Source organism: Streptomyces capparidis, assembly GCF_054782095.1.
In genome coordinates this window covers 1-15,839 of the sequence record NZ_BAAGTD010000031.1, presented here as the reverse complement: position 1 = coordinate 15,839, position 15,839 = coordinate 1, and the positions used below count along the sequence as shown (strand labels likewise).

Annotated in this window: 11 protein-coding genes; 5 read left to right on the top strand and 6 right to left on the bottom strand. The window is 75.0% G+C overall.

Going from position 1 to position 15,839, the window contains the following annotated elements; all coding sequences use genetic code 11:
• Positions 1–196: 196 nt before the first annotated feature.
• Entirely contained in the window at positions 197–946 is a 750-nt protein-coding gene (locus ACYVO2_RS23675) for an N-acetyltransferase (protein ID WP_461010014.1), read from the top strand.
• Positions 947–950: 4 nt separating this feature from the next.
• On the opposite strand, the gene ACYVO2_RS23670 is transcribed toward ACYVO2_RS23675, so the two are convergent.
• Positions 951–1,481, bottom strand: a complete 531-nt coding sequence (locus tag ACYVO2_RS23670; protein WP_461009963.1) for a GNAT family N-acetyltransferase — start codon at positions 1,479–1,481, stop codon at positions 951–953.
• A gap of 294 nt (positions 1,482–1,775) precedes the next feature.
• Between ACYVO2_RS23670 and ACYVO2_RS23665 the strand changes: the two genes are divergently transcribed.
• A complete protein-coding gene (locus ACYVO2_RS23665) occupies positions 1,776–4,064 on the top strand; it encodes a xyloglucanase (RefSeq protein WP_461009962.1) in 2,289 nt (762 codons plus the stop codon).
• A 261-nt stretch (positions 4,065–4,325) separates the two neighbouring features.
• A complete protein-coding gene (locus ACYVO2_RS23660; RefSeq protein ID WP_461009961.1) occupies positions 4,326–5,291 on the top strand; it encodes an LLM class F420-dependent oxidoreductase in 966 nt (321 codons plus the stop codon).
• A gap of 205 nt (positions 5,292–5,496) precedes the next feature.
• On the opposite strand, the gene ACYVO2_RS23655 is transcribed toward ACYVO2_RS23660, so the two are convergent.
• The 5 genes from ACYVO2_RS23655 to ACYVO2_RS23635 all read right to left on the bottom strand — a co-directional run bounded on the left by ACYVO2_RS23655 (position 5,497) and on the right by ACYVO2_RS23635 (position 12,770).
• Positions 5,497–6,426: a D-alanyl-D-alanine carboxypeptidase family protein gene (locus tag ACYVO2_RS23655; protein WP_461009960.1), complete on the bottom strand. Its 930-nt coding sequence runs from the start codon at positions 6,424–6,426 to the stop codon at positions 5,497–5,499.
• Positions 6,427–6,618: 192 nt separating this feature from the next.
• On the bottom strand, positions 6,619–9,726 hold the full coding sequence (locus tag ACYVO2_RS23650; RefSeq protein WP_461010013.1) for an alpha-N-acetylglucosaminidase: 3,108 nt from the start codon (positions 9,724–9,726) through the stop codon (positions 6,619–6,621).
• A gap of 350 nt (positions 9,727–10,076) precedes the next feature.
• Positions 10,077–10,934, bottom strand: coding sequence for an endo alpha-1,4 polygalactosaminidase (locus ACYVO2_RS23645; protein ID WP_461009959.1), 858 nt, complete (start codon positions 10,932–10,934; stop codon positions 10,077–10,079).
• 120 nt (positions 10,935–11,054) lie between these two features.
• Complete coding sequence (locus tag ACYVO2_RS23640) at positions 11,055–11,459, bottom strand: hypothetical protein (protein ID WP_461009958.1); 405 nt, start codon at positions 11,457–11,459, stop codon at positions 11,055–11,057.
• A 351-nt stretch (positions 11,460–11,810) separates the two neighbouring features.
• Entirely contained in the window at positions 11,811–12,770 is a 960-nt protein-coding gene (locus ACYVO2_RS23635; protein WP_461009957.1) for a tyrosine-type recombinase/integrase, read from the bottom strand.
• Between the two features lie 167 nt (positions 12,771–12,937).
• Here ACYVO2_RS23635 and ACYVO2_RS23630 point away from each other — a divergent pair, with 167 nt between their 5' ends.
• Together ACYVO2_RS23630 and ACYVO2_RS23625 are read left to right on the top strand one after the other, a co-directional pair.
• On the top strand, positions 12,938–13,378 hold the full coding sequence (locus ACYVO2_RS23630; RefSeq protein WP_461009956.1) for an Lrp/AsnC family transcriptional regulator: 441 nt from the start codon (positions 12,938–12,940) through the stop codon (positions 13,376–13,378).
• 73 nt (positions 13,379–13,451) lie between these two features.
• Positions 13,452–15,113, top strand: a complete 1,662-nt coding sequence (locus ACYVO2_RS23625; RefSeq protein ID WP_461009955.1) for an amidohydrolase — start codon at positions 13,452–13,454, stop codon at positions 15,111–15,113.
• The last annotated feature ends 726 nt before the right edge of the window (positions 15,114–15,839 follow it).

Sequence of the window (15,839 nt, the reverse complement as noted above, 5' to 3'; positions counted from 1 at the left end):
GGCCCCCGGGCGGGACCGCGGCCCCGCGAGCCGCCCCGCCCGGGCCGCGCCCGCCCCCCGGAAAACCCGTGGCGGCGGCCCGCACCCCCTGTCAGGCTGCTGTGCCGTGAACGACCTCGCCCAGACCCCCGGCCCCACCGGCCCCCGCGCCGAGGAGCCCGCCGCCCCGCCGGCCGCGGCCCCCGGCTCCGGCGGCATACGGATCACCACCGCCGCCGAGCGCCCCCACCTGCTCCCGCGCCTGTACGACTTCGCCGACTCCTGGCCGGTGTTCATGGAGCAGGACCCGGTCGCCAACGCCCTGTGCTGGCGGGCCGCCGGGGACTTCCCCGAGCACTGCGTCATCGCCACCGACGGCGAGCGGGTGATCGCGCGGGGCCTGGCCGTCCCGTTCAACGCCGAGCTCGACGGCCGCGAGGAGACGCCCGACCAGGGCTGGGACCGGGTGCTGGTGTGGGCGTACTCCGACCGCCACCACCGGCGCCCCACCACCGTGGCCAGCGCGCTGGAGATCACCATCGACGTCGCGTACACCGGCCGCGGCCTGTCCCACCTGATGCTCGCGGCGATGCGGGACGCGGCGGCCCGGCAGGGCCACGGCTCCCTGCTCGCCCCGGTGCGGCCCAACGCCAAGCACCTGCGGCCCCGCCTGCCGATGGCCGACTACATCCGCGAGACCCGCGAGGACGGGCTCCCCACCGACCCGTGGCTGCGCGTCCACGTCAGGGCCGGCGGCACCGTCGAGAAGGTCGCCCCCGCCTCCATGACGATCGCCGGCTCCCTGGCCCAGTGGCGCGGCTGGACCGGCCTGCCGTTCGACCGGGACGGCGAGGTGGAGGTGCCCGGCGCGTTGAGCCCGGTGCACTGCGACACCGCGCACGACCGCGCCGTCTACGTCGAGCCCAACGTGTGGGTACGGCACCGCACAGGCGCCGGGAACGGCTGAGCCCTCACCACACGTCGCCGTCGCGCCAGTCGCAGACCAGCTCGCCGCGCGGGTCGAGCGGCGCGGACAGGGGGAGGACGTACACGCCGCCGTCCTCCTCCTCGGTGCGCACCACGCCCTTCGGGGTCAGCGCCGAGGTCGGGCCCTCCCACCGCCGCCAGCCGCGCCCGGTGTAGAGCGGCACCGCCTCGTCCGACGCGCCGAGCGCGCCCAGCTCGTACCCGCCGCGCAGCACCCGCTCCAGCTCGGCCATCATCGCCGAGGCGTGCCCGCGGCGCCGCCGGTCCGCGCGCACCGCGACGCCCTCCACATAGCCGGCGCGCAGCGCCCGGCCGCCGTGCAGCAGCCTGCGCTGCACCACCGAGGCGTGCCCCATCACCTCCCCGCCCTCGAGGACCAGGGCGTGCACACCGCCCAGCGCGTGCTCCCAGTCCTCCTCCGTCATGTCGTCGAACACCTCGAAGAGCAGGGCGCGGGCGGCGGCCAGGACGCCGGGGTCCAGGTCGGCGGTGTGGGCGGTCAGCAGTTCGGCCATGGGCTCATCCTGGCACCGCGAGGGGGAGCGGGCCCGTGGTTTTCCGGGCCGCCCGGGCGCCTGCCGGCCCGCCTTCCGCACGGCCGCGGGTCGAGGGCCGCGGCGCTTTCCGGCCCGCCCGCGAGAAAGCGCTTACCCCGTCGGGCGGCGGAACCGTCGATTCCGCCAGGTGGTCCGACCACATCCCGGGCAATCGCCTCGCGCACGACTCTTTCCGAGGCCGCCCCGGCCCGCTAGCCTCGCTTTTGACATGTGCATGGGAGCGCTCCCACCGGGACGGAGAGGAAGACATCCATGCGGAGAAGTCCAACCACCGCGCTCGCGGCCGCCCTGGCCGCGGTCGCCTCGCTGCTGCTCGCCCTGGTGGTGGCGCCGCCCGCGCCCGCCGCCACGGGCGAGGCCGCGGGCAGGGCCGCCGCCGAGCCGTACACCTGGCGCAATGTGCGCATCGACGGTGGCGGGTTCGTGCCCGGCATCGTCTTCAACAGGTCGGAGCGCAACCTGATCTACGCCAGGACCGACATCGGCGGCGCCTACCGCTGGGACCAGGCCAGGAAGGAGTGGATCCCGCTCCTGGACTGGGTGGACGCGGACCGCTGGGGCTGGACCGGCGTGGCGAGCATCGCCACCGACGCGGTCAACCCCAACCGCGTCTACGCGGCCGTCGGCACCTACACCAACAGTTGGGACCCCGGCAACGGCGCGATCCTGCGCTCCGGCGACAGGGGCGCCACCTGGCAGGCCACCACGCTGCCGTTCAAGGTCGGCGGGAACATGCCGGGCCGCGGCATGGGCGAGCGCCTCGCCATCGACCCCAACCGCAACAGCGTGCTGTACTTCGGCGCGCCCAGCGGCAACGGCCTGTGGCGCAGCACCGACTCCGGCGTCACCTGGTCCAGGGTGACCAGCTTCCCCAACGCGGGCAACTACCGCCCCGACCCCAACGACTCCAGCGGCTACCAGAGCGACATCCTGGGCGTGACCTGGGTGACGTTCGACAAGCGCACCGGCAGCTCCGGCAGCGCCACCCGCACCATCTACGTCGGCGTGGCCGACAAGGAGAACACCGTCTACCGCTCCACCGACGCGGGCGCCACCTGGCAGCGGCTGGCCGGGCAGCCCACCGGCTACCTCGCGCACAAGGGCGTCCTGGACGAGGCGAACGGCCACCTGTACCTGGCCACCTCCGACACCGGTGGCCCCTACGACGGCGGCAAGGGCCAGGTGTGGCGCTACACCACCGCCACCGGGCAGTGGACCAACATCAGTCCCGTCCCCGAGGCCGACACCCACTTCGGCTACAGCGGTCTGACCGTGGACCGCAGCAGGCCCGGCACCCTGATGGTCACCGCGTACAGCTCCTGGTGGCCGGACACCCAGATCTTCCGCAGCCGGGACAGCGGCGCCACCTGGACCCGCGCCTGGGACTACTCCGGCTACCCGAACCGCGTCAACCGCTACACCATGGACATCTCCTCCTCCCCGTGGCTGTCCTGGGGCGCCAACCCCTCGCCGCCGGAGACCTCGCCCAAGCTCGGCTGGATGACCGAGGCGATGGAGATCGACCCGTTCGACTCCAACCGGATGATGTACGGCACCGGCGCCACGGTCTACGGCACCGAGAACCTCACCGCGTGGGACGCCAACCAGCAGTTCACCATCCGGCCGATGGTCAAGGGCCTGGAGGAGACCGCGGTCAACGACCTGATCAGCCCGCCGTCCGGCGCGCCGCTGCTGAGCGCGCTCGGCGACATCAACGGCTTCCGGCACGACAGCCTGACCACCGCGCCGCCGATGATGTTCACCCAGCCCAACTGGGCCACCAGCACTTCCCTGGACTACGCCGAGCTGAGCCCGTCCGGCGTCGTGCGCGCCGGCAACGCCGACTCCGGGGCCCGGGTGGCGTTCTCCACCAACGGCGGGGCCGACTGGTGGCAGGCGAGCAGCGAGCCGTCCGGCGTCACCGGCGGCGGCACCGTGGCGATCTCCGCCAACGGCCAGCGCCACCTGTGGAGCCCCGAGGGCGCGGGCGTGCACTTCACCACCACCCACGGCAGCTCCTGGACGGCGTCCACCGGCATCCCCGCCGGCGCGGTCGTGGAGGCGGACCGGGTGGACCCGATGAAGTTCTACGGGTACTCCGGCGGGCGGTTCTACGTCAGCACCGACGGCGGCGCCACGTTCACCGCCAGGGCGGGCGGCCTGCCCGCGAGCGGCGCGAAGTTCCAGGCGGTGCCGGGCCGGGGCGGCGACATCTGGCTGGCCGGCACCACGGGCCTGTGGCACTCCACCGACTCCGGCGCGACGTTCACCAAGGTCGCCGCCGTGGAGGAGGCCGCCACGATCGGCTTCGGCAAGGCCGCCACCGGGCGGACGTACCCGGCGCTGTACTCCAGCGCCAAGGTGGCCGGAAAGCGCGGCATCCACCGCTCGATCGACGGCGGCGCCACCTGGGAGCGCATCAACGACGACAAGCACCAGTGGGGCTGGACCGGCGCGGCGATCACCGGTGACCCGCGGGTGTACGGACGCGTCTACGTCTCCACCAACGGGCGCGGCATCCAGTGGGGCGACATCGCCTGAACCCGGCCGGGACGGCCCGGCGGCAGCACGGCGCGGGGCCGGGGGCGCCACCCCCGGCCCCGGCACGCCCGGCCCCGGCACGCCCGGCCCCGGCACGCCCGGCCCCGGCACGCCCGGCCCCGGCACGCCCGGCCCCGGCACGCTCGGCCCCGCCGTGGTCCGCGCCGGGGACGAACACCGGCGAAACGCCCTTCGGTACCACCAATGCTGCTCTCCTCACCAGTCGTGTTTTGGTCGCCCATACGGGGGCACCCGAGGCCCATGGTGCGATGGGGATACACGATGATGACCGAGCAGGCGGGTCCGCGGCAGTTGGTCCAGGACCTGGTGCGCGCGGAGGAGGCCGGGTTCGACTTCTCCGTCACCTCTGACCACTACTTCCCGTGGCTCGACTCCCAGGGCCACGCGCCGTACGCCTGGACCGTGCTCGGCGCCGCGGCGCAGGCGACCCGCCGCATCCCGTTGATGACCTACGTCACCTGCCCGACGTTCCGCTACCACCCGGCGGTGGTCGCCCAGAAGGCGGCGACCCTCCAACTGCTGTCGGAAGGGCGGTTCCGGCTCGGACTCGGCTCGGGGGAGAACCTGAACGAGCACGTCGTGGGCCAGGGCTGGCCGTCCGCGGACGTCCGCCTCGAGGCCCTTGAGGAGGCGGTGGAGATCATCCGCGCGCTGTTCGCGGGCGGCTACGTCAACCACCGCGGCACCCACTTCGACGTGGAGTCCGCCAAGCTGTGGGACCTGCCCGACGACCCGCCGCCCATCGGCGTCGCCGTCTCCGGCGCGCGCGGCTGCGAGCTGGCCGGGCGGTTGGCCGACCTGGTGATCTCCACCGAGCCCGAGGCCGAGCTGGTGCGGGGCTTCGAGCGGCACGGCGGCGAGGGCAAGCCGAAGGTCGGGCAGCTCGCGGTGTGCTACGACCGGGACCGCGACGCGGCCGTGGCCCGCGCCCACGACCAGTTCCGCTGGTCGCCCGGCGGCTGGAAGGTCAACTCGGAGCTGCCCGGGCCGGCGTCGTTCGCCCAGGCGACGGAGCTGGTCAAGCCGGAGGACGTGGCGGAGGCGATCCCCTGCGGCGACGACGTGGGCCTGTTCGTGGACCGGCTCAAGCCCTATGTGGACGCCGGCTTCACCGAGGTCGCCCTGGTCCAGGTCGGCGGCGACCACCAGGAGCCGTTCATCGAGTGGGCGGAGAGCACGCTGCTCCCCGCGCTGCGCAAGCTCTGAACCGCCCCGCCGACGGAGAGGACCCAAGAGCACAGAGACACAAGAGCACAGCGACACAAGAGCGCGACGACATCGGAACACCGGCCGCTTCCCGGACGGCGCACTGGCCCCGGGAAGCGGCCGGAGGCCATCGGCCCCGCCCGCCGGAGACGCGCGGCGAGAGCCGGCGGGCCGGGCGGACGGGGCCGATGGGAGCCGTGCGGCGTCAGTCCTGCTGCGCGCCGGCCGGAAGCTGGCGCAGCTTCATGTAGCTGGCCTGGTTGGTGCCGTAGGCCCAGTCCAGCATCCGCGCGGCGCTGCGGAACCGGTTGGCGTCGTTCAGCACCACGCCGGCGACCGTCCGCCCATTGCGGGTGGCGGCGAAGACGAGGCAGGGGCCGGCCTTGGTCCCGGTGCCCGTCTTGATGCCCACGGCGCCGTTGTAGGAGCCGAGGAGCTTGTTGGTGTTGTACCAGGTGTAGACCCGGCCGTTGGTCGCCTTCTGCTTCGACGACTTCTTCTTCACCACGTCGCGGAACGTCTTCTTCTGCATGGCGTGACGGGCCAGCTTGGCCATGTCGCGCGGCGTGGAGTAGTTCTTGCCCGCCTGGGATATGCCGTCGAAGGAGTCGAACTCCGTCTTGGTCATCCCGAGCGCGTCGGCCTTCTTGTTCATCTTGGAGATGAACGACTTGGTGCGGGCCGAGACGGTGCTGCCGCTGCCGAAGGCGTCGGCCAGCGCGTAGGCCGCGTCGCAGCCCGACGGCAGCATCAGCGCGTCGAGCAGTTGCCCGACGCTGAGCTTGTCGCCGGTCCTCAGGTCGGCGGTGCTGGCCCCCTCCTTGGCGACGTAGTCACGGTAGAGCTGCTTGACCGTGATCTTCCTGTTCAGATCGAGCTTGGGCGTGTCCAGCACCGTCACCGCGGTCATGATCTTGGTGGTGCTGGCCAGCTCCCGCTTGGTGTCGGCGCCCTTGCTCCACAGCGTCTTGTTCTTGGTGCTGTCGATCAGGAAGGCGCCGGAAGCGGTCACCCCACTCGGTCCCGAGGCCGCCTCGGCGGTCGCGACCGGGGCCGCCACCAGCGCCACGCTGGAGACGACCAGGACCGCGCCCAGCCTTCTGGCCCCCGAGGCACGAGATCTGAGGGTTAGCAAATGCGTACTCCGTTCACTGGTGTGATGGGCAGGGGTTCACATCCTGTCAGTGCACAGCAGAACGCAGCACGGCTGGTACGCACTTGCTACACGATCGGCGAATACCGGACACCTCGCGGCCCGGCCGGGGGAAGGGCGGGGGATACGGCCTGGCGGGCCGGGCCCCCGCACCCGCGCGGGGGCCCGCTCCCGTCACCTGCTGCCTTCGCCGCCCGCCACGGCGAACCCGGTGAACTCCACCAGGCCCCGCGCCCCGGAACCGCCGTTGGTCGCCGACATGAACAGGCCGACGTCCTGACGGGCGGCGCCGCCCGGCGCGGTCACCGTCGCCACCGTCCGCCAGGTCGCCCCGTCGTCGGTGGAGCACTCGCCGGTGTACTGGTCACCGGCGCGGGTCAGTCGCAGCGTCACCGGCGCCTTGATCCCGGTGATCCGCCGGTAGGTCTCCAGTTGGCCGTTGCCGTCGGAGTCGAACGACAGCACCACGCCGTTCGACGGCGTCACCGCCAGGTTCACGAACCCGAGCGAGCCCTGGGTGCCCATCGCGTCGCGCACCACGATCCCGGCGCGCGCCCACGGCCCGGACGCGCTCTGGCTGTCCACCCGCGTCGTGACGGAGGTGCCCTCGCCCATCGCCCGCGCCCGCACCACCGCGCCGAAGTGCGTGGTGCCCCGCCACAGGTCGGTGCCCCCGCCCTCGATGCCCCACCGGTCGCCGAGCTGCCCGAACACCGCGGCGTTGTTCGTCCACGTCGTCAGGCCCGGCTCCAGGGGCCCGGCCACGTACAGGCTGCCGGGGTGGACGCCGCGCACCCGGGGCTCCCCGCGCGGCCCGTACTCCGCGGCGAGCTCGAACGGCAGCGGGCGCAGCGGCCGGTCCGGCGGCTCCGCGGGGGCCGTGGCCGTCCAGCGCACCACGTCCTGCCCGCCCGCGGGCACCTCCGGCAGCGAGGTCGCGCCGTCCGGCCGGGCGTCCAGGCCGGTGAGGGTGAAGTCCACCCGCCCCGTCGGCGCGAGGCCGTTGACGTTGCGGAACGTCGCCTCCAGTCGCGCGGTCCCGCCGGGCTCCAGCGTGGCCGGGTCCGACTTCACCGTGAGCGTCCCCTGGTAGGGGGCGGTCGCCAGCGCGTCCCGCACCCGGCGGGCGGTGGCCACCGGGTCCGCCACCGGCCGCTGCGGATAGGCGCGGCGCTCCCGCGTCCACGGCTCCTCGAGCGCGTACCAGTCGAACGTCGCGGCGCCGCGGCCCTGCGCGAGCGCGTCGGTGAGCTCGTCCAGGTACCGCTGCCAGCGCGGCAGGTAGAAGTCGGCGATCAGGCCGTGCCACTCCCGGTTGGCGTAGTCGGCCAGGTTGCCCGGGTCGGCGGTGGGCCGGTCGCCCCAGGTGGTCAGCAGCACCCGGGCGGTGCGCTCCAGCTCGGCGGCCTCCGCCTCGCCCGACGCCATCCGCTTGGCGTCCTCCAGCCACGGCCCGAGCAGGAACTCCCGGTGGGTGCCCGCCAGGTCGTCGCTCAGCCGCATCAGCCGCAGCCACAGCGACGACAGCGCCTTGAACGTCTCCAGGTCCTTGCGGGCCCACGCGGTGCGCAGTTGCGGGTGCAGTTGGCGGCTGCGGTTGGCCAGCGCCTGCCGGGCCACGTCCACCAGGTCGTACCGGTAGGCGTCCGAGCCGCGCAGGGACGGGCGCACCCGCAGCAGCCCGGCGAGCGCCGCGTCGAAGGCGGCCGGGTCGTGGGTGAGCGCGCTCGGGGCGTACTCGCCCGCCGAGACGGCCGTCAGCGACGGGCGGGCCTGGAACAGGCTGTCGTGCGGGTCGCTGCGCTCGTTGGCGGTGTGCTGGTAGGCGGTGCGGCGCAGCGCGTCCCAGGCGCCCCGCGCCGCGGCGTCCCTGCCGCCGTAGCGCAGGTCCGCCCAGGCGGCGAACCACGCCGCCGGGTCCACCGGCTCCCGTCGCCACGCCAGCTCGCTGAACAGCTCGAACGCCGCCGGGTCGCGGTGCGCCGACTCCGGCATGTAGGCGGTGCCCACCAGGGCGCTGCCCGGCTTGTCCCGCCAGGCGAAGTACTTCTCCACCCACACATGGGTCTTGGCGCCGATCGTGGTGCGCCCGCCGAAGTTGGGGATGGTGCCGAACGCGTACGGGGTGCCGCCCCAGTCGGCCTCCCGGTCGGTGACGGACCGGTACCGGTCGGAGACGCCGTCCACGATCAGCATGCGGTCCTTCTCCACCCCGGCCAGCAGCTCCGGGCGCGGGTTGGCCTGCCAGCCGAGGATCACCCAGGTGGCGGTCGGGTGCGCGGCGTTCAGCGCGTCCTGCACCCCGCGCGCCGCGTCCGGGATCGGGACGTCGCCGGGCGTGCCGCCCTCGTGCAGGAGGTCCATCTTGAAGTACCCGGCCCGCCCGAACAGCTCCTGCTGGTGCCGGTAGAAGGACGCGGACACCTCCCGGTAGGCGGCCGTGCGCGGGTCGAGCCAGTCGGGCCGCTTGAACCCGTGCCAGTTGCCCTGCGGCACCACCCGCGAGCCCGGGTTGCGGTCGGTGAAGCCGTCCGGGACGTGCCCGAAGTAGCCGGGCAGCACCGGCTCCATGCCCAGCGCGCGCAGCCGCGCCACGATCCGCTGCCCCAGCTCGGTGCGCCTGGCCAGCAGCTCGGGGGTGGCCGGGCCGCCGTAGCCGCTGAGGTTCTGGAGCAGCCACCACGGCTGGTGGGACGGCGCCGGGATCCAGGCGCGGGCCTCGGCGTCGGAGTAGCCGAACTCCTGGAGCACCCGGTGGTACACCGCCTCCTGCCCGGCCACCACCAGCACCTCGTTGCAGCCGTGCAGCGCCAGGACGTCGATCAGCCGCTCCCAGTGCGCCCAGTCGCCGTACGGCGTGGTGTAGCCGTCGTTGGTGTCGTTGAGGGCGAACCGGTGCGGCACCGACGCCTCCTGCTCCAGCGGCCGGACCGGGGCGGGCAGGACGGCGGGCAGGTCCAGTTGGCGGCCCGTCCACGACACGTTGGCGGAGCAGGTGTACTTCAGGTACCAGTGGACGCCGGTGAGCAGGGTGGCGCAACTGGTGCCCCGCACCTCGACGCGGCCGGCCCGGCCGGAGACGCGGAAGCGGTCCCCGCCGCCGGTGCGCGCGACCGGGACGAGCCGCAGTTGCCCGGCGTGCCCGGGCAGCAGCCGCGCCAGGGCCTCGGCGGCGGGCGCGGGGTCGAACGGCGCGTCGGCGGCGGACGCGGGGGAGTGCGCGGTGAGCGCCGCCCCCGCGCCGATCGCGGCGGCGGCGCCCAGGACGCTCCTCCTGGGCACACCGGCCGCGAGGAGGCGGTGCGTGGCGGCGGATCTCGGGGACTGCTCGGGCGGCCGGGACTGGTCGGTCACGGGCTGCTCCCAACGGTGGTCGGGGTGACGCAGGACACACGTGCGGTGAAGCACCGTAACGGGAGCGATCTGCCGGGAGCAATGAGCCGGGACGGGTCGCGTGTCGGGCGAAAAGCGGGCATTGCGGTACGAAAATCGGATGATGTTGTCCTGGTGTTTCCCTGGACGGAACCCGGCGTTCCGCGTTGCTGTGACGGAGCGTCAAATCCGGGGTCGGGCTCGGCGTTCGTGCGCGGTGCCGGGCGGGCGCGCCCACCCGCCGGGGCGCGGGCCCGCGGTCAGCAGGAGCGGTACACGTGGCCGGGGCGCCCCTCCGGGGTCACGTCCCGGTCGCGCCGCACCACCGCGATGCTCTCGCCCCAGCGCTCGCACGCGGTGCGGAAGTCAGCGTCCTCGTACTCCACGTCCACCACATGGCGGTCGTACGCCTCGATGTAGGCGCCGCACTCGTCGTACCGCGCGCAGTCCTCGGTCACCGCGAAGTCGAACCCGGCGCGCTCGCGGTCGCCCAGCAACTCGGCGGTGTTCTTCTGCGCCGCCGCCAGGCCCCGCTCGTGCGCGCGCTCGGTGAGCAGGGCGGCGAACGCCACCGCGTCCCGCGCGTCCAGCCTGCCGCCCGAGCGGGTGAAGGAGTCCAGGTTGTCGAACTCCACGCCGGCGAAGCCCCGTTCGGCGCAGCCGTCGGTCCAGGCGCCCACGATCCCGGCGAGCCGCTCCCGCCGGTCCGCGGTGGAGATGTCCAGCAGCGCCTCGTCCCAGTCCCGGTCGATCACCAGGGCGCCGGCGTCGTCGCGCAGCAGCAGGTCGGGGTGCGCGCGCTGCCACCAGGCCAGCTCGTCGGGCTGGGCCTGGAAGGCGTTGACGTAGCAGATCGTGTACAGGCCCTCGGCGGGCCGGTCCTCGCGGTCGCGCGCGACCACCCGGACCGCGGACGGCGGCGGATAGCCGCCGCCGATCTGGTAGTCGAAGGGCGCGTTCACGGGTGGCGGTGCGGGCGCCGCCCCGGTGCCCGCGCTGTCCGGGTCCTCGCCCCGGCCGCCGTCCCGTCCCGAGGAGCAGCCGCCGGCCAGCAGCGCGGCGGCCGCGACGGCGGCGGTGAGACCGGCGACCGCCGCCCGGGCGCGACCGCGCCTCACCGGTGCGCGCCGGTCGGGTCGTTCGTCACGGGGCTCAGCGTACGCGGCGCCGGACCGGCCCCGCGGGCCGGGACCCGCCGGCCCCCCGGGCGGGCGGGATCAGGCCGCGGACGGGCGGGATCAGGCCGCGGGCCTGCGCACACGCATCGGGCGGGAGCCGGGACCGCCCACGTGGGAGAACGGCTGCGTCCGCCAGTCCAGGCCCTCGGGGAGGGTGAGCAGCACCCCGGCCAGGTCCGCCTCCTCGGTGCCGGTCGGGTCGCCGGCGGCGCCCGCGTCCTCCACCGGGCGGCCCGAGCCCTTGCACACCCGCAGCCCGAACGGGTTCCACGGAGTCGGGCACAGCGCGTGCTCCGGCAGGTGTTCCTCGCCCTCGATGAGGGCGATGGGCCGGCGGCAGTCGGGGCACTGGACGTGGAAGATCTCCCACATCTCCTCCTCCGCCGCACCGATCCGGTCGAACTCGTCGCCGGGATCGGCGAAGTCGTCGGCGCCGGACGAACGCAAAGAATCAGAACTGCGCATGATTTCCCCCTTGGGATGGGCCCTTGGGCGCTTCGGCCTCGGCCATAGCGAGCATTTCCCGTCCCGTGACCCGGCTAATCGCGGCAGCTTTCAACGCAGGTTGCACGGTGAGTGTCGTTCGTCACACCACGGATGTGCGAGCGCCACCGAGCGCCCCCAGTGCGCCTGTTGACGCATGGTCGATTTCGTTTGATCCGCACATCCGACAAGTGGCCTTCCGCTTTCCCCGGTGCTCCGGGCGGAGTCCTGGGCCGGTGACGGGTTTCTCGCGACGGGCGGCTCCCGCTGTGGAATGTAGCGGCGACAGCCGCCTCCGGCACCGGAATTTTCCGCCGCCGCGCCGGGCCGCCCTCACCGCGGATCCCCGTCCGCGCCCGCCTGGAGCTCCTCGCACACCGCGCGCCGCAGTTGCTCCAGCCGATAGGGCAGCGGCTCCCACCCGGGGCGGCCCGCCATCTCCGCGTTCAGCCGGACCACCGCGCGGGTGTAGGCCCGGGCCAGCCCCCGCGGCATCAACGGCATCCCCGGCGGGCGGCGCAGCACCCGCCCGTCCTCGCCGACCACGCCCGCGTGGTTGCTGCGCACCGACACCCACAGCGCCGTCCTGCCGCCCCGCACCGCCTCCACCAGTTCCTCACGCACGGCGAGCCAGTGCCGCAGCGCCGTGCGGGTGGACCCGGACAACGGCAGCACCTCCGCCACCGGCGGGCTCACCGAACGCGCCTGCGGCCGCCGCACCACCCGCACCGTCGCCAGGTCGCCCGGCAGGTCGTCCAGGCGCAGCGCGCACAGCTCGCCCACCCGCGCCCCCGTGTCCAGCACCACCCCGATCAGCGCGAGCAGCCGCACCCGCCCCGCGTCCGCGCCCTCGTGCCCGGCCCGGTCCGCCAGGTGGCGCCGCAGCAGCGACCGCTGCCGCGCCCCCACCGTCGGCTTGGGCTGCGGCGGGGCGGGCCGGGGCGGCTCCGGTGGCGGCAGCCCCGCGGCCCTCGCCACCAGCTCCAGGCAGTCCACCCGCACCCGCATGCTCGCGTCCGACACCCGCTTCGGGTCGGGCACCTCCCGGGTGCGCAGCTCACCGCGGCCGGCCAGCGCCAGATAGGCCCCGACCGCCTCCTGCCCGAGCAGCGCCGCGAGCGAGCCGCGGGCCGCCGCGGGGAACTCCTCCCTGCGCCCGGCCCGCCGCAGCTCGCCCGCCACCCACCGCAACTGGCGGGCCCGGGCGGCACTCACCCCCGGGCGGCCGACCAGTTCCTCCACCACCCGCGCGAACTCCTCGACCGACGCGGGCCCCGCACTCACCGCAGCCATGCCCGCCAAGCTAGCCCCCGCCACCGACAGCGCCCCCGACCGCACCGCCGCACCGACACCGCCGCACGGACACCGCCGCCCGCGGCGCGGGACCCCGTCGCCTCCACCGGCCGGAGGACACCGCGCAGGTGTGCCAAGGGGACCGGCGCGCTGTAGGTTCTTGCGCTGTGGAGGACCTCGACCGGCAGATCGTACGACTGCTCCTCGCCGACGGGCGGATGAGCTACACCGACCTGGGCAGGGCCACCGGCCTGTCCACCTCGGCGGTGCACCAGCGGGTGCGCCGTCTGGAGCAGCGCGGGGTGATCCGCGGCTACACCGCCATCGTGGACCCCGAAGCCGTCGGGCTGCCGCTCACCGCGTTCATCTCCGTCAAGCCGTTCGACCCCAGCGCGCCCGACGACGTGCCGGAGCGGCTCGCGGAGGTGCACGAGATCGAGGCGTGCCACAGCGTCGCGGGCGACGAGAGCTACATCCTCAAGGTGCGCGTCGCCACCCCGGGCGAACTGGAGCACCTGCTGGCCAGGGTCCGCTCCCTCGCCGGGGTCTCCACCCGCACCACCGTCGTGCTCAGCACCCCGTACGAGGCCCGGCCCCCCATCGCCTGACCAGGGCGCCTTCCGCCCGCCCGAGGGCGCCCCCCGCGCGGCCCGGCGGGGCCGCGGAGGCAGACTTGCCCCCATGAGCGACACCCCGACCGACACCCCCGCCACCGGCTCCCGCCCCCGCACCGTCCTGCTGCGCGGCGGCACGATCCACAGCCCGGCCGACCCGTTCGCCACCGCGATGGTCGTCCAGGGCGACCGGATCGCCTGGCTCGGCTCCGAGGGCGCGGCCGCCGCCCACGCCGGCAGCGTCGACGAGGTCGTGGAGCTCGACGGCGCCCTGGTCACCCCCGCGTTCACCGACGCCCATGTGCACACCACCGCCACCGGGCTCGCCCTCACCGGCCTCGACCTGACCGGCAGCCCGTCCCTGGCCGACGCCCTGGAGCGCCTCGCCGCCCACGCCGCCGCCCACCCCCACCACCGCGTGGTGCTCGGCCACGGCTGGGACTCCGCCCGCTGGCCCGAGCACCGCGCGCCCACCCGCGAGGAGATCGCCGCCGCCGCGCCCGGCCGCGCCGTCTACCTCACCCGCACCGACATGCACTCCGCCGCCGTCTCCCCGGCCCTGCTCGACGCCGTGCCCGGCATCGCCGACCTGGACGGCCACCAGGGCGACGGCACCCTCACCCGCGACGCCCACCACGCCGCCCGCCGGGCCGCCCACGCCGCCGTCACCCCCGCCCAGCGCCGCGACGCCCAGCGGGCCGCGCTGCGCCGCGCCGCGTCCCTGGGCATCGCCGCCGTCCACGAGTGCGCGGGCCCGGACATCTCCTCCGAGGACGACCTGGCCGACCTGCTCGCCCTGGCCGCGCACGAGCCGGGCCCGCTGGTCTTCGGCTACTGGGCGCAGGCCCTCGCCCCGGACGACGCCGACGGCGCGGCCCGAGTCCGCGAACTCGGCGCGGTCGGCGCCGCCGGCGACCTGTTCGTGGACGGCTCCCTCGGCTCGCGCACCGCCCACCTGTGCGAGCCCTACGCGGACGCGGCGGGGCACCGCGGCACCGCGTTCCTGGACGCGGAAGCGGTCGCCGGCCACCTGCTCGCCTGCACCCGGGCCGGGCTCCAGGCGGGCTTCCACGCCATCGGCGACGCCGCGGTCGAGTCGGTCGTCGCCGGGGCCCGCCGGGTCGCGGAGCAGGTGGGGCTCGCCCGGCTGCGCGCCGCCCGGCACCGCGTGGAGCACGCGGAGATGCTCGGGCCCGGCGCCGTCGCCGCGTTCGCCGAGCTCGGCCTGATCGCCTCCGTGCAGCCCGCGTTCGACGCCGCCTGGGGCGGGGAGGACGGGATGTACGCCGAACGGCTCGGCGGGGAGCGCGCGCGCACCCTCAACCCCTACGCCGCGCTGCTGCGCGCCGGGGTGCCGCTCGCCTTCGGCTCCGACGCCCCCGTCACCCCGCTCGACCCGTGGGGGACGGTGCGGGCCGCCGTGTTCCACCGCACACCCGAGCACCGGATCTCCGCCCGCGCCGCCTTCACCGCCCACACCCGCGGCGGCTGGCGGGCGCTCGGCCACGACGACACGGGCGTGCTGGTGCCCGGGGCGCCCGCCCACTACGCCGTGTGGGCCGCGGACGACCTGCTGGTGCAGGCCCCGGACGAGCGGGTCGCGGGCTGGTCCACCGACCCGCGCTCGGGCACCCCGGGGCTGCCCGACGTCTCACCCGGCGCGGAACTGCCCCACTGCCTGCGCACCGTGGTCGCGGGCCGCGTGGTGCACATGACGCCGAACGGGTGATCACGGGGGCGCGATACCGCCGAACGATGTGCCGTCGGCCTGTCGCCCGGCGCCCGACAGCACCGCACTGACCTGCTGTTTTTCGGCATTCGTGCAGGTGGGACGGCTGTTGACAGGCGGCGGGCGCGGGCGAGTAGGTTCGGCGGCGTCCACCACAGGACGTCCGACCGGTGACCCCCCACACCGTTCGTGCCGCAACGCCCCTGGACCCAGGCGGCGCCCGCGCCCGCGAGGGCGCGCCGCCGCACGCGAGCCAGGTCCAGCGCCCCGGGCACGACCGCGCGTGGCCGGCCGGCCCGGTCGGCTGGTGCGACGCGGACGGGGCCCGGGCGCTCAGTAGACAACGGCCTGCCGCCGACCCGCAGCCAGCGGGTCCCAGGCCGGACCGAAGGGCGCTCCGGGTCCTCGTCCGCAGCCGTCCGGCCGCCGAACGCGGCCCGGTTGTCCACAGACGGGTTGTCCACAGGCGGATTCGGCGTGCCCTCCGCACGTTGTACGGTCACTGCACAGGACCGGAACAGCAGGAAGGCGGCGATCCGTGCACTCGCGCCCCAACCCCTCGGCCGTCGCGCCCCCCGAACAGGAGCCCGCCGCCCCGCCCCGGGCGGCCGCGGCGGGGCACGGCACCGAGCAGCGGCACACCGGGGACGGGCAGCGGGCCGGCGTCCGCGAGGACGCCGCAAGTCGGAGGCCAAGCGGTCTTAGGAAGACAATCGGAAGGCACAA